At 67.6% G+C, this 24,786-nt stretch carries 18 protein-coding genes and 1 tRNA gene; 12 read left to right on the plus strand and 7 right to left on the minus strand.

Going from position 1 to position 24,786, the window contains the following annotated elements; genetic code table 11:
• Window positions 1-36 precede the first annotated feature (36 nt).
• The 3 genes from ACZK0Z_RS06500 to trxA all read right to left on the minus strand — a co-directional run bounded on the left by ACZK0Z_RS06500 (window position 37) and on the right by trxA (window position 4,325).
• Complete coding sequence (locus ACZK0Z_RS06500) at window positions 37-1,662, minus strand: CHASE2 domain-containing protein (protein WP_197633448.1); 1,626 nt, start codon at window positions 1,660-1,662, stop codon at window positions 37-39.
• Entirely contained in the window at window positions 1,659-3,314 is a 1,656-nt protein-coding gene (locus ACZK0Z_RS06505; protein WP_049427729.1) for a FecR family protein, read from the minus strand. Before ACZK0Z_RS06505 ends, ACZK0Z_RS06500 begins: the two co-directional genes overlap by 4 nt.
• A 153-nt stretch (window positions 3,315-3,467) precedes the next feature.
• On the minus strand, window positions 3,468-4,325 hold the full coding sequence (gene trxA, locus ACZK0Z_RS06510) for a thioredoxin (RefSeq protein WP_197620128.1): 858 nt from the start codon (window positions 4,323-4,325) through the stop codon (window positions 3,468-3,470).
• Window positions 4,326-4,449: 124 nt separating this feature from the next.
• Here trxA and ACZK0Z_RS06515 point away from each other — a divergent pair, with 124 nt between their 5' ends.
• The 9 genes from ACZK0Z_RS06515 (at window position 4,450) to ACZK0Z_RS06555 (ending at window position 12,446) form a co-directional block, all read left to right on the plus strand.
• Window positions 4,450-5,052: a DUF998 domain-containing protein gene (locus tag ACZK0Z_RS06515; RefSeq protein WP_049427734.1), complete on the plus strand. Its 603-nt coding sequence runs from the start codon at window positions 4,450-4,452 to the stop codon at window positions 5,050-5,052.
• A 105-nt stretch (window positions 5,053-5,157) separates the two neighbouring features.
• Complete coding sequence (gene leuS, locus ACZK0Z_RS06520) at window positions 5,158-7,800, plus strand: leucine--tRNA ligase (RefSeq protein WP_197633447.1); 2,643 nt, start codon at window positions 5,158-5,160, stop codon at window positions 7,798-7,800.
• A 136-nt stretch (window positions 7,801-7,936) separates the two neighbouring features.
• A complete protein-coding gene (locus tag ACZK0Z_RS06525; protein ID WP_049427736.1) occupies window positions 7,937-8,521 on the plus strand; it encodes an LPS-assembly lipoprotein LptE in 585 nt (194 codons plus the stop codon).
• 9 nt (window positions 8,522-8,530) lie between these two features.
• Window positions 8,531-9,568: a DNA polymerase III subunit delta gene (holA, locus tag ACZK0Z_RS06530; protein ID WP_197633445.1), complete on the plus strand. Its 1,038-nt coding sequence runs from the start codon at window positions 8,531-8,533 to the stop codon at window positions 9,566-9,568.
• Complete coding sequence (gene nadD, locus ACZK0Z_RS06535) at window positions 9,569-10,237, plus strand: nicotinate-nucleotide adenylyltransferase (protein ID WP_180848985.1); 669 nt, start codon at window positions 9,569-9,571, stop codon at window positions 10,235-10,237. It abuts the gene before it with no gap.
• 58 nt (window positions 10,238-10,295) lie between these two features.
• A complete protein-coding gene (gene rsfS / locus ACZK0Z_RS06540) occupies window positions 10,296-10,706 on the plus strand; it encodes a ribosome silencing factor (RefSeq protein WP_005410536.1) in 411 nt (136 codons plus the stop codon).
• A 64-nt stretch (window positions 10,707-10,770) separates the two neighbouring features.
• Window positions 10,771-11,241: a 23S rRNA (pseudouridine(1915)-N(3))-methyltransferase RlmH gene (gene rlmH, locus ACZK0Z_RS06545; RefSeq protein ID WP_005418108.1), complete on the plus strand. Its 471-nt coding sequence runs from the start codon at window positions 10,771-10,773 to the stop codon at window positions 11,239-11,241.
• A gap of 22 nt (window positions 11,242-11,263) precedes the next feature.
• Window positions 11,264-11,340: transfer RNA gene (locus ACZK0Z_RS06550), tRNA-Asn, on the plus strand.
• Between the two features lie 2 nt (window positions 11,341-11,342).
• On the plus strand, window positions 11,343-12,446 hold the full coding sequence (locus ACZK0Z_RS06555) for an alpha/beta hydrolase (protein WP_458998519.1): 1,104 nt from the start codon (window positions 11,343-11,345) through the stop codon (window positions 12,444-12,446).
• Window positions 12,447-12,495: 49 nt separating this feature from the next.
• Here ACZK0Z_RS06555 and ACZK0Z_RS06560 read toward each other — a convergent pair whose 3' ends face one another.
• The 4 genes from ACZK0Z_RS06560 to ACZK0Z_RS06575 form a co-directional block, all read right to left on the minus strand.
• Window positions 12,496-13,917 carry a basic amino acid/polyamine antiporter gene (locus tag ACZK0Z_RS06560; protein ID WP_049428959.1) on the minus strand — a complete coding sequence of 474 codons (1,422 nt, stop codon included), beginning with the start codon at window positions 13,915-13,917 and terminating at the stop codon, window positions 12,496-12,498.
• A 129-nt stretch (window positions 13,918-14,046) separates the two neighbouring features.
• Window positions 14,047-16,860 carry a TonB-dependent receptor gene (locus tag ACZK0Z_RS06565; RefSeq protein WP_459004728.1) on the minus strand — a complete coding sequence of 938 codons (2,814 nt, stop codon included), beginning with the start codon at window positions 16,858-16,860 and terminating at the stop codon, window positions 14,047-14,049.
• A 197-nt stretch (window positions 16,861-17,057) separates the two neighbouring features.
• Window positions 17,058-17,708: an energy transducer TonB gene (locus ACZK0Z_RS06570; RefSeq protein WP_197620122.1), complete on the minus strand. Its 651-nt coding sequence runs from the start codon at window positions 17,706-17,708 to the stop codon at window positions 17,058-17,060.
• 216 nt (window positions 17,709-17,924) lie between these two features.
• Window positions 17,925-18,662, minus strand: coding sequence for an SIMPL domain-containing protein (locus ACZK0Z_RS06575; protein ID WP_197620121.1), 738 nt, complete (start codon window positions 18,660-18,662; stop codon window positions 17,925-17,927).
• Window positions 18,663-18,792: 130 nt separating this feature from the next.
• On the opposite strand from ACZK0Z_RS06575, the gene ACZK0Z_RS06580 reads away from it, so the two are divergent.
• The 3 genes from ACZK0Z_RS06580 to ACZK0Z_RS06590 are packed head-to-tail and all read left to right on the plus strand — an operon-like array spanning window position 18,793 to window position 24,766.
• Window positions 18,793-19,401, plus strand: coding sequence for a Maf family nucleotide pyrophosphatase (locus tag ACZK0Z_RS06580; RefSeq protein WP_197633647.1), 609 nt, complete (start codon window positions 18,793-18,795; stop codon window positions 19,399-19,401).
• Window positions 19,394-20,881, plus strand: coding sequence for a ribonuclease G (gene rng / locus ACZK0Z_RS06585; RefSeq protein WP_049428958.1), 1,488 nt, complete (start codon window positions 19,394-19,396; stop codon window positions 20,879-20,881). Before ACZK0Z_RS06580 ends, rng begins: the two co-directional genes overlap by 8 nt.
• Window positions 20,882-20,911: 30 nt before the next feature.
• Complete coding sequence (locus tag ACZK0Z_RS06590; protein ID WP_197633648.1) at window positions 20,912-24,766, plus strand: YhdP family protein; 3,855 nt, start codon at window positions 20,912-20,914, stop codon at window positions 24,764-24,766.
• Window positions 24,767-24,786: the final 20 nt, after the last annotated feature.

A 24,786-nucleotide genomic window follows, 5' to 3' on the forward strand; every position in this document is an offset into this window, starting at 1 on the left:
CATTCGCATGCGTATGTTGCACCCCGGTGGCGCCGGTCACGCGCTGCCGTCGATCACATACCCGTCGCGCCCATTCGCTTTGGCCTGGTACAGCGCGGTGTCGGCCCCTTCGACGAAATGATGCGGTTGCAGCTCGCCGTCCGGTACACGGGTGAACACGCCGATGGTGAGCGTGACCCGGTCGTCGCTGCCATCACCATGTGCCGGCAACGCACGCACGCAGTCGATCAGGTCCTGGATCACGGGCCGCGCGCCCTCGGCCGGGGTATCGGGCAATACCAGCGCGAATTCATCGCCACCGTAACGCGCGGCCATGTCGCGCGGGCGCCGAGCATGCGCGCCGATCAACCGGGCGACGTCCCGCAGCACGCGGTCGCCGAGCTGGTGACCATGGCGGTCGTTGTGGCGCTTGAAGTGGTCGACGTCGATCAGCGCCAGGCTCAGTGGCTTGCCGTTGCGTCGCGCGGCGTCGCATTCCTGCTGCAACGCCTGTTCGAAGCGCAGGCGATTGCCAAGGCCGGTCAGTGCGTCGCGGTTGGCCTGCCGGTGCCAGGCCGAAATCCGCCAGATCGCCCAGGCCAGCAGTACCAGCAGGATGCCCAGCAGGGCGGTGGCCGGCGCCCACCAGAGGTTGCTGGTGCGCAACAGCAGCCAGCTCAGCAGAGGGGCAAGCGGCAGCGAACACAACGCCGCCAGCCACGGCAGGCGCAGGCCGAGCAGGATCACGCACAGCGCCACCAGCACAGCACTGATGGCGTGTTGCCAGATGCGGGGCAGCACCTCGATCTGCTTGTGCTGCAGCAGCATCGAGGCGATGTTGGCCTGGTACTCGCTGCCGCTCATCCAGAACTCGCGGGTGGTCGGGGTCAGCAGGCGCGGCGCGATACCGCTGGCGGTCATGCCGACGATGATGCGGCGACCATGCAGCATCGCCATGTCCACGTGGCCATCGAGTACGTCTGCGTAGGAAACCTGCGGCAACTGCTCGGGGGGGCCGGCATAGCGCACCCGCACGTAGTCGTTGCGCCGCCATTGGTAGGGCGAACCCACCTCGGGATCAGGGTCGGGCAGGCCGCGCACTGCGCCCGCGGGCAGGCCGGTCAGGGCCAGCCCGAGCGCTGGCCAATGCGCCTTGCCGATGCCTGCATGCAGGTAGATGCCGCGGGCGACGCCGTCACTGTCCACCTCAACATCGGTGTGGCCGATGGCGGCGGCACTGGCCGCGATCTGCGGAACCGGCAGCATTTCCTCGGCCATGCGATCACCGGCTGCCGGTGCGGCCAGCACCGGTAGCACCACCCGGCCATTGCGACGGATGGCCGCGGCCAGCGCCTCGTCCTGGCGGCTGTCGCGGCGGTCCGGCTCGGACAGCATCAGGTCCAGCGCGACCCGTTCTGCACCGGCATCGGTCAGGCGGTCCAGCAACCGGGCGTGGACCGAGCGCGGCCACGGCCATTGGCCGATGCGTTGCAGGCTGCCTTCGTCGATGGCCACGATCAGAACGCTCGGGTCGGGTCGATAGTCCCAGTTGCCGACCATCGCGTCGTAGGAGGCCTCGTCCTGCCGCCACAGCCATTGGCCCTGGCTGGCGACGATGGTCAGTATCCCGGCCAGCATGGCCAGCAGGATCCGCTTCGACCAAGGCAGCGGCGAGCGCCTCACAACAGCAGCCACAGCAGCAGGGCACCACCGCCGGTGCCATAGCAGAGGCGACACGGCAGGGCGATCTGCTGGGCAGGCGAAAACTCGCCGGCATGGCCGTCATCGTCGATGTACTGCACGCGCACGTGGAGGGTGCCGCGCCACGGACGCTTGAAGCTGACCTGCGGTTCGGCCACGGTTTCGTCGACCAGCGGTGCCTTGAAGTCGCCGCGGCGGTCGACCTGGACGCGATAGCGCTGGCCTTCGCTGCCGGCCTGCCAGCGCAGGGTCAGTTCACCATGCGCGGCCTCGGGCGGTTGCAGCGCAGGATCGACCGGTTCATTGCTGAGTTGCAGCGGCAGCGCCTGGCCATAGCGTCCCTGGTGGCCGTTGGCATCGCGCGAGGCGACCCGCCAGAAGTAGTGGCCCGGCGGCAATGGCTGCGCCAGGCGCAGATCGGTGCCGGTGCTGGTCAGTTCCTGCAGTGGCTGTACGAAGCTGGAATCAGCCGCGATCTGCAGCACGCTGCTGCGCGCACCGGGGGCCTGGCTCCAGCGGAAACGCGGGCGGTCGCTGTTGATTGTCTGTCCATGCAGCGGGGCCAGTGTCAGCGGCGGTGGCGGCTGGTCGCTGAGTTCGAAGTCGGCGCTGGCATCGATGCCTTCCACACCCTGAGCATCGACCGCGCGCAGCAGGATGCGCAGCTGGCCCGGCGGCAGGTCACCGATGGCCAGGCGGGTATCGGTGGTGGTGGCAGCGAACAGCAGGATCTCCGGCGTGGCGGCCTGTACCACTTCAACGCGGTAATGCGCGGCGCCGGTGACCGGAGACCATGCCAGCAGCGTCGGCAACGGGGCCAGGCGCAGTTCATCGTTGCGCAGCTGCGGTGCCGGCAGCAGTGCGGAGACTGCGTCCGGTGCGGCGTCTGCACTGCCGCTGCGGGTGGCCTGTCCCGGTTGGACCATGCGCTGGCCGTGGGTATTGCCGACCTGCACCTTGCCCTGCAGGACCTCGGTGGCCGCGACATCACGACCGTCGCCGGCACTGACCCGGAAGACGGTGCCGCGCACGCTGCTGGTGGCGGTGGGCGCATCGATGATGTAGCGCGATGCCGGGCCGCGCGCGGGCGTCACCCGATTGCTGGCGCGGCCCTGCTGCAGGCGCAGGCGAGTGTCCACCATGCCGGTGTGGCCATAGCGGCTGAGCTGGTCCAGGCGCAGGCGCGAGTACTCACGCAGCTGCAGGCGCGAGGCATCGGCAAATTCCAGCGTGACGCTGGATTCGCCCTCGGTCTGCACGGTGTCACCGATGTGCAGCTGCTCGCCGGCCTGGATGGCGCGGCTGGCGCTGCCGTCGCCACCGGACAGTTCGACCTTGCCGCGGACCGAGAGCACCCGCGCCGGCGCCGGTTCGGTGCGCAGCCAGCTGATGGGAAAGCGCAGCAGCTGGCCGGGCGGCAGCCGGTAGGGGTTATCGATGCGGTTGTGCTGCTGGAGCTGTTGCCAGCGCACCGAGGGTTTCAGATACACGCCACCCAGGTCCCACAGGGTGTCGCCGGGACGGACCCGGTAGTTCCAGTCCTGCGCGGCGGCGATGGCCGGCAGCAGGAGGAGGGCACAGAACAGGGCGCCCTTGGAGCGCATGGCAGACGACAGCGAGCGGACGAAGGTCACAGTTTTGCAATCCCGGCAATGCGGGGGTGCAGCTGCAAGACCCCATGGCCCCGACCTCATCCCCCCGAACGGATCGTGGCGGCCGTACGGCCGCCATCGCGCGCATTATTGCCTGCGTCCAGTGCAGGGATTCTGAACGAACCCGGCTCCCGTTCAGAACAGCAGGGAGGCCATCCTGCGGCGGTACTGGCCGACCAGGTCCTCGTCGGAGATCACATTGAAGGCGTCGATCAGCGCCTTGCGCGGCAGGCCTTCCTCGAAACTCCGGTCGATCCGCAGCATTTCCAGGAACTGCGCCAGCGCGGCTTCGTCATGGCCGCCGAGCAGCAGCTGCACGCCGCGCAGGTGGCGGGCCTTGAGGTCCTTGCCATCGGCGGCGATACGCGCGTCCAGCACCTCGGCGGCCGGGGCGTCCTTCAGCGCGGCGGCAAAGGACAGGCGGGCGCGGGCGCGCACGGCGCGGTCGTCGGTGGCCAGGTTGGCGGGCAGGCCGTCGATCAGCGTGCCGGCTTCGTCCACGCCGCCGATCTGCAGCAGGGCCAGGGCCAGGTCAAGCTTCAGCTCGTCCTTGTCCGGCTCGGCGGCGATCTGCGCACGCAGCACGTCAACTTGCGCCTGCGGGTCCAGCGGTGCTTCATCCTCGGTGGCAGTGTCACCAATGTCGGCCGGCACGATGCCGTGCTGGGCCAGGAATTCACGCAGCTGGCCTTCCGGAATGGCACCCGGGAAGCCGTCCACCAGCTGGCCGCCCTTGACCAGGAACACGGTCGGCACCGACCGGATCTGGAAGGCGGCCGCGATCTGCTGTTCCTTGTCGACATCGACCTTGGCCAGCTCGAAGGCGCCGTTGTATTCGGCGGCCAGCTTTTCCAGCATCGGGCCCAGGGTCTTGCAGGGGCCGCACCACGTGGCCCAGAAGTCGACCAGCACCGGCGTCTGCAGCGACTTCTGCAGGACTTCGGCCTCGAAGGTCGCAGTGGTGGCGTCGAATACGTAGGTCGTCTCGGTCATGGGGGAGGCATCGATTGGCATCTGGAGACCGATTCTATGGTGACGATCGCTGCCGGTCTCAACCCGGACTGCGGCAAATGCCCGACAATGCGTCGTTCCCGCCGTCGTTGCTCCCGGAGCCTGCATGACCTCCCCGCCTTCCCTGTTGCGCCTGTCCGGCCTCGCCGCCGCACTGCTGTTCGTGCTGGCGGTGCTGGGCTTCGGCGCCGGCCTGGACGGCTATGCACAGGCCCGCCACCCGGTGGCCCTGCTGGGCGCACACGGCGTGCCGCACGCGCTGGCCTTCAATCTGCTGGGCTTCGTGTTGCCGGGCCTGCTGGCGGGGGTGGTGGCCGAGTGCCTGCGCCGGCGGTTGCCTGCCACGGCTGGCTGGGCACCGCGGGTCGGCAGCCAGATGCTGCTGCTGGCCGGGCTCGCATTCGCTGCGATGGGCCTGCTGCCGCTGGATGTGGACGACCTGCACGGGCCGGCCAGCCAGCTGCATGCCAGCGCCTGGATGATCTGGGTGCTGGGCTTCGTCGCCGGTACCCTGCTGCTGGGCATATTCAACGTGCGCCAGGTGCACGGGCGTGTCCAGGGGGGATTGTTGGTGGCCTGCGGGGTGCTTGCGGCACTGGCCGCCTTCGCCCTGCAGGGCCTGGTGCCGGCACCCCTGGCACAGCGCGTGGCCTTCGCCTGCTGGGCGCTGTGGCTGGTGGTTGGGCTGCCGCTGTCGCGACCGCGCTGAGACGGATCGTGGGGGCCGGCGGCGGCACTGGCCGGCGGCCGGGTTTGGAGCCCCATGCCGCACTGCGGTACGCTGTACCGCTTTGCCGCCGCATCCGCGTGTTCCATGACCAGCGCTGAAACCAACGCCTACGACCCGCAGCAGGTTGAATCCGCCGCCCAGCAGTACTGGGACGCCACCCGTGCCTTCGAAGTGGACGAGACTTCGGACAAGCCGAAGTACTACTGCCTGTCGATGCTTCCGTACCCGTCCGGTGCGCTGCACATGGGCCACGTGCGCAACTACACGATCGGCGACGTGATCAGCCGCTACAAGCGCATGACTGGGCACAACGTGCTGCAGCCGATGGGCTGGGACGCGTTCGGCCTGCCGGCGGAGAACGCGGCAATCAAGAACAAGACCGCACCGGCGGCCTGGACCTACAAGAACATCGAGCACATGCGTGGCCAGTTCAAGGCCATGGGCTATGCGGTGGACTGGTCGCGCGAATTCGCCACCTGCCGCCCGGACTACTATGTCCACGAGCAGCGCATGTTCACCCGCCTGATGCGCAAGGGCCTGGCCTACCGCCGCAATGCGGTGGTGAACTGGGATCCGGTCGACCAGACCGTGCTGGCCAACGAGCAGGTCATCGACGGCCGTGGTTGGCGTTCCGGCGCGTTGGTCGAGAAGCGCGAGATCCCGCAGTGGTTCCTGCGCATCACCGATTACGCCCAGGAACTGCTGGACGGCCTGGATGAACTGGACGGCTGGCCGGACTCGGTCAAGACCATGCAGCGCAACTGGATCGGCCGCTCGGAGGGCCTGGAAATCCAGTTCGACGTGCGTGACGTCGACGGCGGCGTGCTGGATCCGCTGCGCGTGTTCACCACCCGTCCGGATACCGTGATGGGCGTGACCTTCGTGTCGATCGCCGCCGAACATCCGCTGGCGCTGCATGCAGCGAAGAACAACCCGGAACTGGCCGCGCTGCTGTCGGAAATGAAGCAGGGCGGCGTGTCCGAGGCCGAGCTGGAGACCCAGGAAAAGCGCGGCATGGATACCGGCCTGCGTGCCATCCATCCGGTCACCGGCGAGAAGGTGCCGGTGTGGGTCGCCAACTTCGTGCTGATGGGCTACGGCACCGGTGCGGTGATGGCTGTTCCGGGCCATGACCAGCGCGACAACGAAGTGGCCAACAAGTACGGCCTGCCGATCGTGCAGGTCATCGCCCTGAAGGACCCGCGCAACGACGACGAGCGCACCTGGGACGGTGCCCGCTGGCAGGACTGGTACAGCGACAAGAGCCGCCAGACCGAACTGGTCAACTCGGCCGAATTCGATGGGCTGGATTTCCAGGGCGCCTTCGAAGCGCTGGCCGAACGTTTCGAGCGCAAGGCCCAAGGCCAGCGCCGCGTCAACTATCGCCTGCGCGACTGGGGCGTGAGCCGCCAGCGCTACTGGGGCTGCCCGATTCCGGTGATCTACTGCGACAAGTGCGGTGCGGTGCCGGTGCCGGAAGAGCAGCTGCCGGTGGTGCTGCCGGAGGACGTGGCGTTCTCGGGGACCGGTTCGCCGATCAAGACCGATCCGGAATGGCGCAAGACCACCTGCCCGGAATGCGGCGGCGCGGCCGAGCGCGAGACCGACACCTTCGACACCTTCATGGAGTCGAGCTGGTACTACGCCCGCTACACCTCGCCGGGTGCCCGTGATGCGGTCGACAAGCGTGGCAACTACTGGCTGCCGGTCGACCAGTACATCGGTGGCATCGAGCACGCGATTCTGCACCTCATGTATTTCCGCTTCTACCACAAGCTGCTGCGTGACGCGCGGATGGTGGACAGCAACGAACCGGCACGCAACCTGCTGTGCCAGGGCATGGTGATCGCCGAGACCTACTACCGCCCGAACCCGGACGGCTCGAAGGACTGGATCAACCCGGCCGACGTGGAAGTGCAGCGCGACGAGCGCGGCCGCATCACCGGCGCCACGCTGATCGCCGATGGCCAGCCGGTGGTGGTCGGTGGCACCGAGAAGATGTCCAAGTCGAAGAACAATGGTGTTGACCCGCAGGCGATGGTCGACAAGTACGGTGCCGACACCGTGCGCCTGTTCTCGATGTTCGCTGCGCCGCCGGAACAGTCGCTGGAGTGGAACGAGGCCGGCGTGGACGGCATGGCGCGCTTCCTGCGCCGCCTGTGGGCCCAGGTGCAAAAGCACGCGGCCGATGGCGCCGCCCCGGCGCTGGACGTGGCCGCGCTGGACGCCAACCAGAAGGCGCTGCGCCGCAAGACCCACGAGACCATCGGCAAGGTCGGTGACGACTATGGCCGCCGCCACAGCTTCAACACCGCCATCGCGGCGGTGATGGAACTGATGAACGCGCTGGCCAAGTTCGAGGACAGCAGCGAGCAGGGGCGTGCGGTGCGCCAGGAAGCGCTGCAGGCCATCGTGCTGCTGCTGAACCCGATCACCCCGCATGCCAGCCACGCCCTGTGGCAGGTGCTGGGCCATGGCGAAACGCTGCTGGAAGACCAGCCGTTCCCGCAGGCCGACGCCGGTGCGCTGGTGCGCGACGCGCTGACCCTGGCCGTGCAGGTCAACGGCAAGCTGCGTGGCACCATCGAGGTGGCCGCCGATGCTGCACGCGAGCAGGTCGAAGCACTGGCCCTGGCCGAACCGAATGCGGCCAAGTTCATGGAAGGCCTGACGGTGCGCAAGATCATCATCGTGCCGGGCAAGATCGTGAACATCGTCGCTGCCTGATGCATCCTGGGCCGGCCACCCCCGCGGTGGCCGGTACCTTCCCGGTGCGGGGCCATGCACTTGATGGCCCTGCATTCACGCGGCTTCGGGCAGGCTGTGTGTTGCCGTGATCGCCCGGCTCCGCCAGACTGTCTCCATGACCCGAATCCTGCTTGCCCTCGTTCTTGTCCTCGGCCTTGCCGGCTGCGGTTTCCATCTGCGCAACAAGCTGATGCTGCCGACCGATACGGCGCCGGTGAAGGTGGTCTCCACCGCGCCTTACAGTGAACTGGTCAAGCTGCTCAATCGCAGCCTGCTGGCATCCGGTGCCAAGCTGGCCGCCGAGGACAGCAAGGGGCCCAGCACCCAGCTTCAGGTGCTGTCCGAACGCTGGGGTGACCTGCCGATCGCCATCGACTCGCAGGGCCGTGCGCAGGAGTACAGCCTGCGCTATGCGGTGATCTTCATCTTCCGTCGCGAGGATGGCAGCGAGCTGGTGCCGCAGCAGGTGATCGAACTGTCGCGCGACTACGTGTCGCCGCCGACCGACGCCACCGGTACCACCACCGAACGCGAAATCCTGGCCGATGAGCTGCGACGGGAAATGTCTGCGTCGATCATCCGCCGCATCGACAGCGTGGTGCGTGCCGAGATCGAGAAGGGCGGCAGCCTGACGGCGCCGAAGGCCAAGCCGGTTGAAGGCGCGGAGCCGGCCGAGCCGGTTCCCGCAGCCAAGCACTGAGTCGCGACGATGGAACTGCGTCCGGAGCAGCTGGCCAGCCAGGGCGCTGACACTCCGCTGGCGCCGGTCTACCTGATTGCCGGCCCGGAAACCCTGCGCGTGCTCGAGGCAGCCGACGCCATCCGCGCGCGCGCGCGCGCCGCCGGTATCGGCGAGCGCGAGGTGTTCGACGCCGATGGCCGCGATTTCGACTGGAACCAGCTCGACGCCAGTTTCAATGCGCCCAGCCTGTTCAGTGCCCGCCGCCTGGTCGAGGTACGCCTGCCCAGTGGCAAGCCGGGCAAGGATGGCGCCGAGGTGATCAGCCAGTTCTGCGCCAACCCGGCACCGGACGTGGTGCTGATGATTACCGCCAACGAATGGAGCAAGGCCCACCAGGGCAAGTGGGCCGAGGCGGTCAATCGCATCGGTGTGCTGTCGGTGGCCTGGGCGATCAAGCCGCACGAACTGCCGGACTGGATCGAGCGCCGCCTGCGTGGCAAGGGCCTGCGTGCCGACCCTGCCGCGGTGCAGCGGTTGGCCGAGCGGGTGGAAGGCAACCTGCTGGCCGCCGCGCAGGAAATCGACAAGCTGGCGCTGCTGGCCGACGGCCAGCCACTGGACGTGGAACGGATGGAAGCGCTGGTGGCCGACGCCGCGCGCTATGACGTCTTCCGGCTGCTGGAGGCCACGTTCTCCGGCCAGCCGCCGGCGGTGCTGCGCATGCTGGCCGGCCTGCGTGGCGAAGGCGAGGCGGTGGCCGCACTGATGCCGATGGTGATCCGCGAGCTGTTGGCCGGTGCCGGCCTGGCCCGGGTACAGGCGCGCGGCGGCAATCTGGCCGCCGAAATGAAATCGCGCGGCATCTGGGAATCGCGACAAGCGCCCTACAAGCGTGCGCTGCAGCGGCACCCCGAGGGCAAGCGCTGGGAACGTTTCGTGGCCGAGGCCGGACTGGTCGACCGTATCGCCAAGGGGCGCGCCGACGGCGACGCCTGGCTGGCGCTGGAACGCCTGCTGGTAGCCGTGGCCGAACCGCGTGCCGTGCGCCTGCTGGTGCGGGCCTGAGTGATGAGCCTGCGGATCTATTACGGGGGCACCTTCGATCCGGTGCACCTCGGGCACCTCGCCATCGCGCGTGCTGCCCGTGACGAACTGCAGGTCGCTGTACGCATGCTGCCAGCGGCTGATCCGCCGCATCGCGCGGTGCCGGGTGCAACCGCTGACCAGCGCTTCACCATGCTCTCGCTGGCCATCGGCGATGAACCCGGCCTGCTGCTGGATCATCGCGAGCTGGACCGGGCGCTGCGTTTCCCGGGCCGCCCGTCCTACACCGTCGACACCCTGCGCGAGCTGCGCGGTGAACTGGGCCCCAGCCGGCCGCTGGCCTGGCTGGTCGGTGCCGACAGCCTGCTGGGCCTGACCCGCTGGCACGAATGGGAGGCGCTGTTCGGGCTGGCCCATTTCGTGGTGGCCGAGCGCCCGGGCAGTCCCCTGCAGGCCTCGGTGGATGGCGAACTGGGCCGCGCGCTGGAAGGACGCTGGGCCGACAACGAGCAGGCCCTGTTTGCCAGTCCGGCCGGGCGCATCCTGCGCCTGCATCACCCGCTGCGCGAGGAATCGGCCAGTGCCGTGCGTGCGCAGATCGCCGCCGGTGGCCCCTGGCGGGCGTTGCTGCCACCGGCCGTGGCCGACTACGTGGCCGCGCATGGCCTGTACCGCTCCCCTACGCCGTGAATGCCGCCGCCCCGGCTTGCCCGTATAATCGCCCCCACGTTTATCGAGTCGATCCACTTTGAGCAACCAGACCCAGCCCCAGACCATCAAGGTCGATCTGCCCAGCCCGCCGCCTTCCGTGCCGGAACTGCTGGCCAGCGTCCGCCAAGCCACCGAAGACCTGAAGGCCAAGGACCTGGTCGAGATCGACGTGCGCGGCCGGTCCAGCGTTGCCGATTACATGATCGTCGTTTCGGGCACCTCGACCCGCCACGTCAAGTCGATCGCCGATGAAGTCGTGCGCTTCGCCAAGAATCTCGACGTGATGCCGCTGGGTGTTGAAGGCGAGCGCGAAGCCGAGTGGGTGCTGGTCGACCTGGGCGACGTGATCGTGCATGTGATGCTGCCGCGCGTGCGTGAGTTCTACGCACTTGAGCGCCTGTGGACCGTTGGCGACCAGCCGCCGTCCAGCGACGACGAAGTGGCCTGAGCCTCACGTTGATGCATCCCTTCGACGGCGCCGATGGCGCCGTCGACGTTTTGGAGGACCGTTGATGAAAGCCCGCCTGATTGCTACCGGTGAACGCGCACCCAGCTGGGTGGCGCAGGGTTTCGCCGAGTACCAGAAGCGGCTGTCGCACTGGCTGCCGTTCGAGCTGGTGGAAATCGAGCCCGGCCTGCGTGGCAAGGGCCGTGATCCGCGCCGCGCCACTGAAGACGAAGGCAAGCGCGTGATCGCCGCACTGCCGAAGAATGCCTACGTGGTCGCGCTGGATGTGCCGGGTCGCCAGCTCAGTTCCGAGCAGCTGGCACAGCGCCTGGAGCATTGGCGCGGGCAGGGCAGGGACCTTGCCTTCCTGATCGGCGGCCCGGAAGGGCATTCGCCGGAAGTCTCCGCGTTGGCCGATGAGAAGTGGTCGATCGGACCGTTGACGCTGCCCCATATGCTGGTGCGTCTGGTGGTGGCCGAGCAGTTGTACCGGGCCGCCGCAATGATTGCGAATCACCCCTACCATCGCGCGTGAAGAGTGGTTATACTAGTCGTCTGCCCGAATAGCTCAGCCGGTTAGAGCACTTGACTGTTAATCAGGGGGTCGTTGGTTCGAGTCCAACTTCGGGCGCCACCTTGAAGAGATCTGCATCGCAGGATGCAGGTCTTTTTTTTTTGCCGTGTTGTAGAGCCGAGCCCATGCTCGGCTTCGAGAATGTAGCCGAGCATGGGCTCGGCTCTACAATCTGCTGCATCCAACCACGGATGTTGATCGTGCGCGCACTCCTGTCCCTGGGTTCTCTGCTGCTTGCGATGTTGCTGTTCGCTGAAGCGAACGCAGCCCCACCAACCTGGCATCCGCCGCAGGGCACCACCGAGCTGCCGTTGTGGCCGCAGGGCACGGTGAAGGCGCCGCCAAAACTGAAAGGTCCCGAGCAGGTTGGCGAAGCAGTTTCCAAGGCCAGCGGAGAACGCTGGACGATGCTGCAGAACGTGGCCGTGCCGACCCTCACCGTGTTTCCGCCGAAGGGACCGGCCAATGGCGCCGCGGTGATGGTGGTGCCCGGTGGTGGTTACCGGGTGCTGGCGATGGACCTGGAAGGCAGCGAAATCTGCGATTGGTTGAGCGCACAGGGCATCACCTGCGCGCTGCTGAAATACCGCGTGCCGGCGTCCGGCCCGAACTGGGATCCCGACTGCAACTGTCGCGACAACCCGACGGTGCCGATGGCCTTGCAGGACGCGCAACGTGCCATGGGCCTGCTGCGCGCGCAGGCACAGCGCTGGAACATCGACCCGAAGCGGGTGGGGGTGATCGGTTTTTCGGCGGGTGGTCACGTGGTGGCGGGATTGAGCACGCACGCACGTCGCAGCTACACAGCGGTCGACGCGGCCGACTCGCAGTCCAGCCGTCCGGATTTCGCGATGGTGATGTACTCCGGCCATCTGTGGGCCGGGCATGGCAAGGGACTCTCGCTGGTCAGGGACATCGTCGTGGATGACGCGATGCCGCCGACGTTCATTGCGCAGGCCACCGATGATCGCACCGATGATGTGCGCGAATCACTCGCCTACTACCAGGCGCTGATCGATGCAGGCGTGCCCGTCGAAATGCATCTGTTCGCCCGCGGAGGCCACGCGTTCGGGCTGCGCATGAAGGATGCACCGGTCACTGCGTGGCCGCGGCTGGCCGAGCGCTGGATGCAGGATATCGGCATGCTGCCGGAACGCCAGCGGTAGAGCCGAGCCATGCTTGGCTGCCCGTGCCAAGCCGAGCGTGGGCTCGGCTCTACAGTGCCAGCTCACCTCTGGAGAACGCCACCAGCGTAGCGATGGCCACCACCAGAATGGCGCCGAACAGCACCCATTCCCAACGCGTAAATACCTGCTCACCGCGTTGGAGCCGGGTCAGTGCGAACACCACCACACCGGGCACATAGAGCAGGACCGACAGCAGCAGGTTGTCGAGGCCGCCGGCATACACCAGCCACAATGCATAGGCACTGGCCAGCAGGGCAACGACGAAATCGCGCCAGCGCACACCCGGTTCACCCGCATAGGCCTGGCCACGCCAGGCCAGCTGCACGCCGAACGCGGTCGACAGGAAGTAGGGCACCAGGCTCATCGACGCAGCCAGCAGCACCAGGCCGGTGTAGCTGCCGGAGTTGACCAGCACCAGCAGCAGGAACAGCTGGATCAGCCCGTTGCTGAGCCAGAGCGCGTTGGCCGGCACGCCGCGCGCATTCTCGCGCCCCAGGAAGGCCGGCATGGTGCCGTCGCCCGCAGCGGCGTACAGCACTTCGGCACACAGCAGCACCCAGGCCAGCAGCGCGCCGAGTACCGAAATGATCGAGCCGACGATGATCACCGTCGCGCCCCACTCGCCAACGATGGCGCGCAGCACGTAAGCCATCGACGGATTGGGCAACCCCGCCAGTTCGGCCTGCGACAGCACGCCCATCGACAGCAGGCTGACCAGCACCAGCAGCAGCCAGACGCCGAGGAAGCCGATCACCGTGGCGCGGCCGACATCGGCGCGACGGGCCGCGCGCCGCGAGTAGATGCTGGCACCTTCGATGCCGATGAATACCCACACGGTCACCAGCATCATGCCGCGCAGCTGCTGGCCGAGGTCGCCAAGTGCGGGGGTGCCCAGGAAATCGGCACGGAACACATCCATGCGGAACGCGCCGGCGGCCAGGATCAGGAACAACGTGATCGGCAGCAGCTTGGCCACCGTCACCAGGCCGTTGACGATGGCGGCGGTGCGCAGGCCGCGCAGCACCAGCAGGTGCACGGTCCAGAGGAGTAGCGACGAAGCGGCCACGGCGGCCGGGGTATTGCCTTCACCGAAGACCGGCATGAAGTGGCCGAGGCCACTGAAGATCAGCACGAAGAAGCTGGCGTTGCCGAGCACCGAGGCAACCCAGTAGCCCCACGCAGCGGAGAAGCCGATGTAGTTGCCGAAGCCTTCGCGCGCGTATGCGTAGATGCCGGTATCGAGGTCCGGCCGGCGGTTGGCCAGGGCCTGGAAGACGAAGGCCAGCATCAGCATGCCGGCGCCACTGACCGCCCAGCCGAGCAGCGCCGCCGCCGGCCCGGCGCTGCGCGCCACGTTCTGCGGCAATGAAAAGATGCCTGCGCCGACCATCGAGCCGACCACCAGTGCGGTCAACGCGGGCAGCCCGAGGCGTTGTGAGGTCGCGGCCATGATGTCCCCTGCGGCGGTGATGCCGCTGCCCCACGGTAGCGGTGTGCCCGTGAACATGAACGCAAGGGGCCGCAACGACGAAGGCCCGGGCAGGTGCCCGGGCCTTCGAAGGTGGTGCGTTGAACGGTATTACTTGAAGGTGTACTTGGCGCCGACGGTGAAGTAACGGCCGATGGCGCCGCTGAAGTGCAGCGGGTTGTAGTTCACGCCACCGTAGGTGGTGGGGTCGAGCGGAGCGATGCGATCAAACACGTTCTGCACCGAGGCATTCAGCTCGAAGGCTTCGGTGATGTTCCAGCGGCCGGACAGGTCGAAGGTGGTGAACGAGGAGATCTTGGTGACGTCGGTACCATCGGCGTACGAGAACTGGTACGAGCCCTCCGGACCACGGAAATCCTTGTTCTCCATCTTGGAGATGTAGTTGGCAACGCCGCTCACGCTCCACGGACCCTGCTTCCAGGTGGTGCCGAAGTTGATGCGGTCCCTCGGCGTGCCGATGCAGTTGGTCACGTCACAGTTGCCGTGGGTGCCGGCGTAGTCGCGGGTGACGTCGGCATCGGTGCGCTCGAACTTGAGCACATGGCTCCACTGCAGGTCCATTTCCAGCTGGCCCGGGCCGATATCGAAGGTCTGGCGGATATCGGTATCGATACCGCGGACGCGAGTCGATGCGGCATTGATGTACGCAGTGTTGACGGCCAGGATGCTGCCGGTGCCCGGGACGCCGTTGAGCAGGTTGTTGTCACGCAGCACATTGCCCGCCGCGATCGCCGCACCCGTATCGCCCTGGGCGATTTCGTTGGTGCGCTTGATCTGCCATGCATCCACGGTCAGCGAGGTGGTGGAGGTCGGCTGCAGCACGATGCCCACCGAGTAGCTCTTCGACTCTTCCGGCTTCAGGTCCTTGTTCGGACGGGTGATGATCGCGACCGGCAGAGCGCCGCAATCGTCGGGGGTCGCGCCTGGTGCAGGGTTGCCGCCCGGGCAGCGCACCGGGTCGGCAGCATTGGAGAAGGCAGCCAGTCCACCATCGCCGTTCTCGGCCGGGTTGGGCGCGCGGAAGCCTTCGGCGTAGCTGGCGCGCAGGGCGATCCAGTCAGCCGGTGTCCACTTGATGCCCAGCTTCGGCGTCGCCTTGCCTTCGCCGCTTTCGTACTTGTCGTAACGCAGTGCGCCGGACAGTTCCAGTTGTTCCAGTACCGGTGCCGACAGTTCCACATAGCCGGCGTAGACGTTCTGGGTGCCGTCGTAGGCCGAATAGCCCAGGCCGATGATCTGGCCCTGGTCGGTGAAGGTCTGCGGGGTCAGGCTGTTGCTGGTCTTGCGCCACTCGGTACCGATCGCCAGGCCCAGCGGACCACCCTTCAGGTCCATCAGGCTGCGCGACACGGTGAAGTCGAACATGTCCAGGGTCGACTTGGCACGTGCACTGATCCGTGGCGAGATGAAGTCGTACAGCGCCTGCGAATTGAGGTTGGCGTTGTCGCCGATGCGCCACACACCACCGGCACAGTTCGGATTGGCCAGGGCGCAACGCACGTTGTCGTAGTTGAGGAAGCCGGTGCGCTTGTTGACCAGGTCGGTGCCGGAGTGCAGGTAGGCGGTATCGTAGCTCCAGTCACCCCAGTTGCCCTTGACGCCGACCAGGAAGCGGGTGAACTCGTTGGAGTTGTCGGTCACGCGCGGGCCGACATCCCAGGCCGAGTAGCGCAGGCGCGAGGCCTGGCCCGGGATTGGGTTGTCCGGATGGTTCGGGCCCAGCACTGTGGCGCCATCGCCACTGTTGGCGTTGATCGGGCCACCGGGGTAGCCCCAGCCACCGGAAACACCGGACGGCGTGTTGCTGAAGGTGGTGTCCTTCTTCGAGTAGCCGATCTCGGTGTAGATCTCGCCGCCTTCGCCGAAGGCGAAGCTGGCGCGACCGAACACGTTGACGTACTTCTCTTCCGGGGTCAGGTCACGGTACAGCTGGTTCGGATCCCAGAGGCAGCCGTGTGCCTGGGCGGTCGCGTCGTTCTGGCCGGGAATGGTGGTCAGGCCGGCACAGCCCGGCAGGGCGACCAGGTGGCCGGTGCTGTCGTACACCGAACCATTCGGACCCACGCCGCCGCGGGTACCGCCGCTGAGGAAGGCGCCGCCCAGGAACTGCGCGTTGTTGCCGTAGCCCCACGGGCGGGTGTCGCCGGTGCCGATCCACTTGCGGTTCTTGCGATCGCTGATCTTGATCGCGTCGGTCTTGCCGACGTCGAGGCTGAAGAAGGCATTCCAGCCGTCGGTTGCGAGGTCGCCAGTACCCGCGGTCAGGGTCGCCTTCTTCGCGTCGCCATCGCCGTCGCCGGAGACACCGTAGGAACCGCGAAGGATCGCACCCTGGAAGTCACTGCGCAGGATGATGTTGACCACGCCGGCGATGGCATCGGAGCCATAGATCGCCGAGGCGCCATCCTTCAGCACTTCCACGCGTTCAACGGCGTCAAGCGGAATGGTGCTCAGGTCGGTGAAGACCTTCTGGCCGTCATCGGCCAGGCCGTAGGTGGCCATGCGGCGGCCGTTCAACAGGACCAGGGTCGATCCCGCGCCCAGGCCACGCAGCGAAATGCCGGCACCACCGCCGGCGAAGCCGTTGCCGAAGGTCTTGGGAATGGAGCCGGAACCATCAGCAGTCAGGGTCTGCAGGTATTCGGCAACCGTGGTCTTGCCGGTGCGGTCGATTTCCTGACGGGTCACCACCTGCACCGGGGACGGTGTTTCGGTGTTGGTGCGCGGAATGTTCGAACCGGTAACCGTGATGCGGTCCAGGTTGGTGGCCTTTTCCTGCGCGAACGCTGAGGTGGGAGCCACGGCGCCAACCAGCAGCAGGGTGCCGCCGGTAAGGATGTGGGTGATGGACGATGCCAGGGTGCAGCGGCGGCGGCTGGCGGGCCGTTGGATCAGGTGTTTCACAGCTTCTCTCCTAACTGGAAAACCGTAGCGTTGAGGGCTGTCTCCGGAGTGTCCGGGACGGGCCAATCTAGGTTTCCGACGGGTGACGAAGTCGTGAAATTTTGCTTAATCCGTAACGTTTGAGGTTGAACTTTGCCGAGTTTGGCATTTCAACTCCGGAGGCCGGTCCGACAGGCGGTCGGACCGGCCCCGGATCGTCAGTCCGGCAACGAGAACTGCACCGGCACCAGGCCGATGGCCGGTACCGCTATGCCATCACGCTGGGCCGGTTCAAAGCGCCAGCGCTTGAGCACCTGCTGGCGTGCGGCCTGGTCCAGGTGGCGCGAGCCACTGCTGCGCTCGATGCTGACCGCGACCGGCTGACCGCTGCTGTCAACCTCCACCCGCAGCAGCACCGTGCCCTGCTCATGGTTGCGCAGGGCCGGCACCGGATAGGCCGGCGGCGGTGCACTGCGGTACTGCAGCTGGGCGCCGGCCAACGGCGTGCTGGTGTCGATGCTTGGTGCGAGTGGCGGCGCGGCCTGCTCGGCAGCCGGCAGCGCGATGCCCTGGGTTTCTTCTGCGGTCGCGGTAGGGGCGGGCAGTGGCGGTGTCGCCGGCTGTGCCTGTGGTTTCGGCACGACCCGGGCGACTTCCTTCGGTTCCTGCAGCACCGGCGGGGGCGGCGTTGGCGGGATCTTCTCGATCAGCCGGACCGTGGTCTTGTCACGCGGGACCTGCACGGCCTGGTAGGTCGCCGGAATCAGCAGCAACAGGAACGCGAGCAGGTGCAGGGCGATGGCCGCGCTCCAAGCGGCAACGCGGGCGGGGTCGAAGTGCGGGGATGCAACGGGATACGTACGAACCATGGTCCACCTCCATGCCAGTGACGAAGTCCTCAACGCACCAGGGCCCGTGGCGGGGTTGCCGCACGCGGCTGGCAGTCAATCATTAACGCCAGGGCCCGGCCACTGCCTAGAGGCAGGGGCAGGATCGTTGGGCTGGCCTTCAGCCAGCCGCCCCGGCTCACATGAAAAAGGCGGGCCCCCTGCGGGACCCGCCTCTGTCCAACGGAAGGGATGGGATCAGCGACCCAGTTCGAACACCACGTCCAGGTTGACCGAGACGGTCGATTCACCCGGAGCGACCGGGGTGGCCTTGTCCATCGCCGCGCCGGCGGCCATCGCACGCATCATCGGCATCGGTCGGTAACCACCACCGGCGTTCTCGGAGATGCTGACGATGCGGCGCACCTGCAGGCCCAGCGACTTGGCATAGGTCTGGGCGCGGGCCTGGGCCTTCTTCAGTGCGGCGAGGCGGGCTTCGTCATAGACCGGTTCCGGCTGGTCGATCTCGAAGCTGGGGCCGTTGATCTGGTTGGCGCCCTGTGCGGCCAGCGCATCGAGTACCTTGCCGAGCTTGGCGATGTCACGCACCTTCAGGCTGACCGTGTTGCTGGCCTGGTAGCCGGTGATCTTCGGCGCTTCGTTGTCCGCATAGCGGTATTGCGGGTTGAGGCTGACGCCGCTGGTCTGCACGTCGCGCTCGGCGATGCCGGCGGCCTTGATCGCGGCCAGTACCTTGTCCATCTGCTGGGCGTTCTGGCGCATGGCGCTGTTGCCATCGGCGGCCTGGGTGACCACGCCTGCCGACAGGGTGGCGACATCCGGCACGCGGGTGGCCTCGGCGTTGGCCGAGATGTTCAGCAGGGTGCCTTCGGCCGCGGCGGCGATCGACGGCGACGACGGGGCGGCATGGGCGGTCATCGAGGTTCCAAGGGCGAGGGACAGGGCGAGCAGCAGCGGGGTGGCGGTCAGGCGCATGGGATCTCCTTGTTGTGCGGATGAGGGTGGTGTCGCAGCGATGAACGCGCTGTGAGCCCGTTCGGGGTTGTGTGCGTTCCTCGACAGGTTGCCGACGATTCAGGTGACGGGCTCAGGTTATGCTGTGCCGATGCTCTATCTTGCTTCCCGCTCCCCCCGACGCAACCAGTTGCTGGCCCGACTCGGACGCCACTTCCAGGCCCTGGACCTGGAGGTCGTCGAGCAGCGCGCCGCGACCGAGAGTGCCGAACAGTATGTGTGCCGGGTCGCCGCCGACAAGGCACGCGCCGGGCTGGCCCGGGTGCTGGCCGAAGACCCGCAGGCGCAGGTGCTCGGTTCGGACACCGAGGTGGTGCTGGACGGTGAAGTGTTCGGCAAGCCGGCCAACGCCGCCGACGCGCGCGCGATGCTGGCGCGACTGGCCGGGCGCACCCATCAGGTAATGACCGCCGTGGTGGTGGTCGGTGCGGATGGTCTGGACAGCGAACTGGTCATTTCCGAAGTGACCTTCGCGCCGATCGACGACGCTGACATCGCCGCCTACGTGGCCACCGGTGAGCCGCTGGACAAGGCCGGCGCCTACGCCATCCAGGGCGGGGCCGAACGCTGGATCGAACATCTTTCCGGCAGCTACTCCGGCGTGATGGGACTGCCGCTGCTGCACACCGATCGTCTGCTGGCGCGCTGCGGCGTGCCGGCCCCAACTGCTGATGCCGCCAGGGAGGCTGCCGATGTCTGAGGAAATCCTGGTCAATGTGACCCCGCGCGAAACCCGGGTCGCGGTGATCGAAAACGGCATGCTGCAGGAACTGCACATCGAGCGCGGCTGGCGCCGTGGCGTGGTCGGCAACATCTACAAGGGCAAGGTGCAGCGGGTCATGCCCGGCATGCAGGCCGCGTTCGTCGAAGTGGGGCTGGAGCGCGCCGCGTTCCTGCACGCCAACGACGTGGTGCGCCCGGCGCCGGTAGCCAGCGCCGACACCGAGAACACGACCCTGCCGCCGCCGGCCAGCGTGCCCATCGTCGAGCTGCTGCGTGACGGCCAGGACATCGTGGTGCAGGTGGTGAAGGACCCGATCGGCACCAAGGGGGCACGCCTGACCACGCAGATCAGCATTCCGTCGCGCTACATGGTGCTGCTGCCGCAATCCAAGGTCGTGGGCGTGTCCGCGCGCATCGAGGATGAGGCCGAGCGCGCCCGCCTGAAGGCCCTGGTGACCGAGCTGTCTGCGCAGCATGGCGGCTACGGCTACATCGTGCGTACCAACGCCGAAGGCCAGCCGGCCGAGGCCATCGCCGAGGACATCGCTTACCTGTCGCGGGTCTGGAACGTGGTCGAGCGCCGCGGCCGCGAAGCGGCCTCGTGCAGCAACATCTATGAAGACCTGAGCCTGCCGCTGCGTTCGGTGCGCGACCTGATCCGCAAGGATGTGGACAAGGTGAAGGTGGATTCGAAGGAGACCTTCGGCCAGCTGCAGGCCTTCGTTGCCAAGTACATGCCGGTGCTGGCCGAGAAGCTGGAGCTGTACGCCGGTGATCGCCCGATCTTCGACATGTTCGGGGTGGAGGACGAGATCGGCCGTGCGCTGGACAAGCAGGTGCCGCTGAAATCCGGTGGCTACCTGGTGATCGACCAGACCGAGGCGATGACCACCATCGACGTCAACACCGGTTCGTTCCTCGGCCAGCGCAACCTGGAAGAGACCGTGTTCCGCACCAACCTGGAAGCGGCGCAGGCAGTGGCGCGGCAGCTGCGGCTGCGCAACCTGGGCGGCATCATCATCATCGACTTCATCGACATGGATGATGCCGAGCATCGCCGCCAGGTGCTGCGCACGCTGGAAAAGGCGCTGGCCCGCGACCATGCCAAGACCACGGTGTACGACTTCTCGCCGCTGGGCCTGGTGGAAATGACCCGCAAGCGCACGGTCGAAAGCCTGGAGCGCCAGCTGTCGGAAACCTGCCCGCAGTGCAGCGGCCGTGGCAGCATCAAGACCACCGAAACGGTGACCTACGAGATCTTCCGCGAGATCACCCGTGCCGTGCGCCAGTTCGATGCCGCGCGCCTGCTGGTGATCGCCTCGACCAAGGTGGTCGCGCGCATCACCGACGAGGAATCCTCGGCGGTGGCCGAGCTGGAGGAATTCCTCGGCAAGAGCATCCGCTTCCAGGCGGACGAGCAGTACCTGCAGGAGCAATTCGATGTCGTTCTGCTCTGATCCTCGCCGGCCGCAGGCCGGCGGTGGCCGATGAGCGCGCCGCCGCGCCTGCGACTGCGAAGGATCCGCCGTCATTTCATTGCCGCCTGCGCGGTGGGCCTGGTCGGGCTGGCACTGCTGGTGGGCACTCTCAGCCAGCTGCTGCCGCTGGCCGAGCGCCATCCCGACAGGATTGCCGCCTGGTTGAGTGAACGCGCCGGCCAGCCGGTGCATTTCGATCAGCTGCAGACGGCCTGGACCCGGCGCGGTCCGCTGCTGCAGCTGAAGGGCCTGCGCATCGGCGCCGGCCAGGGCCTGGCCATCGGCGAGGCCGAGGTGCTGGTGTCGATGTACAGCGGGCTGCTGCCCGGCCGCTCGTTGACCGAACTGCGCCTGCGTGGCCTGGCACTGGACCTGCAGCAGGGCGAGGACGGCCGCTGGTCGGTGCGTGGCCTGCCGCAGTCCAACACCGGCGGCGATCCGCTGGACGCGTTGCGCCGGCTGGGCGAACTGCAGGTGATCGGTGGCCGCCTGGGCGTGCATGCGCCGGGCCTGGGCATCGACACCACGCTGCCGCGCATCGACCTCCGCCTGCGCGTCAACGGCCAGCGCCTGCGGGTGGGCGTACGGGCATGGGCACAGGCCGATGCGCTGCCTTTGACCGCGGTACTGGACGTAGACCGCGCAGGCGGCAACGGCCAGGCCTGGCTTGGCGCAGACCCCGTTGATTTCCACGCCTGGTCGCCGCTGCTGGCGGCCGGGGGCATCCGCGTGCGCGAGGGCAAGGGCGAACTGAACCTGTGGCTGACCCTGCGCGATTTCGCGCCGGTGGCCCTGACCACTGATTCGGACCTGCGTGACGTCCGCATCGATGGCGCACCGATGCCCGACGTGGCTGCTCCGCAGCTGCAGCTGCAGCGCGTGCAGGCCCGCCTGCGCTGGCAGCGCCAGGCCGATGGCTGGGCGTTGCAGGTGCCGCGCCTGCGCCTGAAGTCGGCGGACGGTGAACAACAGCTCGATGGCCTGCACCTGCAGGTCGGCAAGCAGTTGCGGGTTGGTTCCGGCGAGGTACAGGCCGGTACCGCGCTGCGCGCCCTGGCGCTGAGTGATCGCCTCGACCCCGGCCTGCGCCATTGGCTGTTCCTGTCCAAACCGCAGCTGGATGTGCGTGAGCTGCAGCTGGCCGGCGAACGTGATGGCCCGTTGTGGGTCCAGGGTGAGCTGCAGTCGCTGGGCTTCGCCAGCGTGGGTCACTCGCCGGGCCTGCGTGGCCTGGGGGGACGCTTCGAGGGCGATGCCGATGGCTTCAGCCTGCAGCTGCAGCCGCAACGTCAGCTGCAGTTCGATTGGCCGACGGGCTTCGGCGTGCGCCACGACCTGCATCTGGCCGGGCAGGTGGTGGGCTGGCGCGACGAGGCCGGTGGCTGGCGCATCGGCACTGCGGCGATGCGGGTGGAAGGGACCGATTACGCGGCCGATGTGCGTGGCGGCGTCTGGTTCCAGGGTGACGGCACGCGGCCGTGGCTGCAGCTGGCGGCCAAGCTGGACGATGTGCCGATGACCGCGGCCAAGCGGTTCTGGATCCATTCCAAGATGAGCAAAGGTGCTACCGACTGGCTGGACATGGCACTGGCCGGTGGGCAGGTGCGCAACGGTGTCGGCCTGGTCAGTGGTGACCTGGATGACTGGCCGTTCGACAACCATGATGGCCGCTTCGAGGCCACCGGACACATCACCAACGGCGAGATCCGCTTCCAGCACGATTGGCCGCTGATGCGCCAGGTCGATGCCGATATCGCCTTCATCGGCCCCGGCTTCGATATGCGTGGGCGCGGCGATCTGGCCGGCGTGGCGGTACAGGCATTCGAAGCGGGCATTCCGGACTTCGGCCAGCAGCCGCTGTATGTGCGCGCGGATGCGCCCAGCGATGCGGGCAAGCTGCTTGCGATGCTGCGGCAGAGCCCGCTGCACAAGGACTATGGCGATACCCTGGACAACCTGGTCGCCAGCGGCCCGGCGCATGTGACCTTCGACCTGCTGCAGCCGCTGCACCACGATGAAGGCGGCGGTCACCTGCAGGGCACGGTCGACCTCAATGGTGTGAAGCTGGTGGACAAGCGCTTCCAGCTGGCCTTCGACAACATGCATGGGCAGGCGCGCTACAGCAATGGCGGCTTCGGTGCCGAGGAACTGGCGGTGCGCCACCTTGGTCAGGACGGCCGCTTGAGCCTGCGCGCCGGCGGCTACGTGCACGACAGTAGGCTGGCGTTCGAGTCGCAGCTGGCGGCCAACCTCGACGCCGGCGTGCTGATTGACCGCGCCCCGGAAATGGCGTGGCTCAAGCCCTATATCGCCGGTACCTCGCCATGGACCATTGCGGTCAACCTCCCCAAAGTGGCACCGGGAGCGCCCGCACCGCCCAGCGAGCTGCGCCTGAGTTCGGATCTGGTGGGAACCCGCCTGGACCTGCCGGCGCCCTTGGACAAGCCGGCCGCCGAGCCGCTGGCGACCACGGTGGCCGCGCAGCTGCCGATGGGCGCTGGTCGCATCGATGTGGCCTTTGGCCAGCGCCTGGCCCTGGCCGCGCGCAGCCACAACAACCGCACCGGTGTGCAGGTCACCCTGGGCAGCGACCATGCCGATCGCGAGCCGCCGCCGAGCGGACTGTCCGTCAATGGTCGCAGCCTGACCCTGGATGCGCTGGAGTGGATCGGCCTGGCCCGTGGTGGCAATGACGATGACGGCATGCCGCTGCGCGCGGTGGACGTGCAGGTTGGCAAGCTGATGCTGATCGGTGGCGTCTTCGAACAGACCCGCCTGCAGCTGCAGCCGGGCCCGCAGGCACTGGATGTGCGGCTGGACGGACCTTCGCTGGCCGGTCGCCTGACCGTACCCAATGCCGAAGGGGGCACCATCAGCGGCCAACTCGACCGCGTGCACTGGCAGTCGCTGCCGCCGGCACCGGGCGCGGCCGCGCCAGTGCGGGTGCAGGCGGGCGCCAATGACATGGATCCGGCCAAGCTGCCGCCGTTCGCGCTGGACATCGCCGACCTGCAGTTCGGCAAGGTCGTGCTCGGCCAGGCGGTGCTGCGCACGCGGCCGCTGGCCAACGGATTGAACGTGGACGAGCTGCGCTTCCGTGCACCGGACCAGGAGATTGACATCAGTGGCCGCTGGCTGGGCCGCACCGGTGGCGCCCGCACCGAGCTGACCGCGCAGGTGCGCAGTGAAGACCTGGGGGGCCTGATGCAGAACCTCGACTACGGTGGCCAGCTGCGGGGCGGTTCCGGCCAGGCACAGCTGCAGGCGTCGTGGAGCGGGGGGCCCTCGGACTTCCAGCTGGCCAACCTGCAAGGGCGCCTGGACCTGCACGCACGCAACGGCCAGCTGCTGGAACTGGAGCCCGGCGCTGGCCGCGTGCTCGGCCTGCTCAGCGTGGCCCAGCTGCCGCGTCGCCTGATGTTCGACTTCCGCGACTTCTTCTCCAAGGGCTTCGCGTTCAACCAGGTGGATGGCAGCGTGCAGTTCGGGCAGGGCATGGCGCGCACCGACAAGGTACTGATCGAGGGTCCGGCGGCGAACATCACCATCCGTGGCCAGGCCGACCTGCGCAACCAGCAGTTCGACCAGACCATCGATGTCAACCCGCGCGCCGGCAACCTGCTGACCGTGGTCGGCGCGGTGGCAGGTGGCCCGGTGGGCGCGGCGCTCGGCGCGGCCACCAATGCGGTATTGTCCAAGCCGCTCGGCGAGATCGGCGCCCGCACCTACAAGGTGACCGGCCCATGGAAGGAGCCGAAGGTGGAAGTGATTGAACGCAGCCGCGACAAGACCCCGCCAGCGCCCGTGCCGAGCCCGGTCCCGGCCGTTCCGCCGACCGTTACCGACCTGCCACGCTCGCGCTGAGCGTGGACCTCCTGTTCACG

The organism is Stenotrophomonas sp. 116085_Sma, assembly GCF_056479585.1.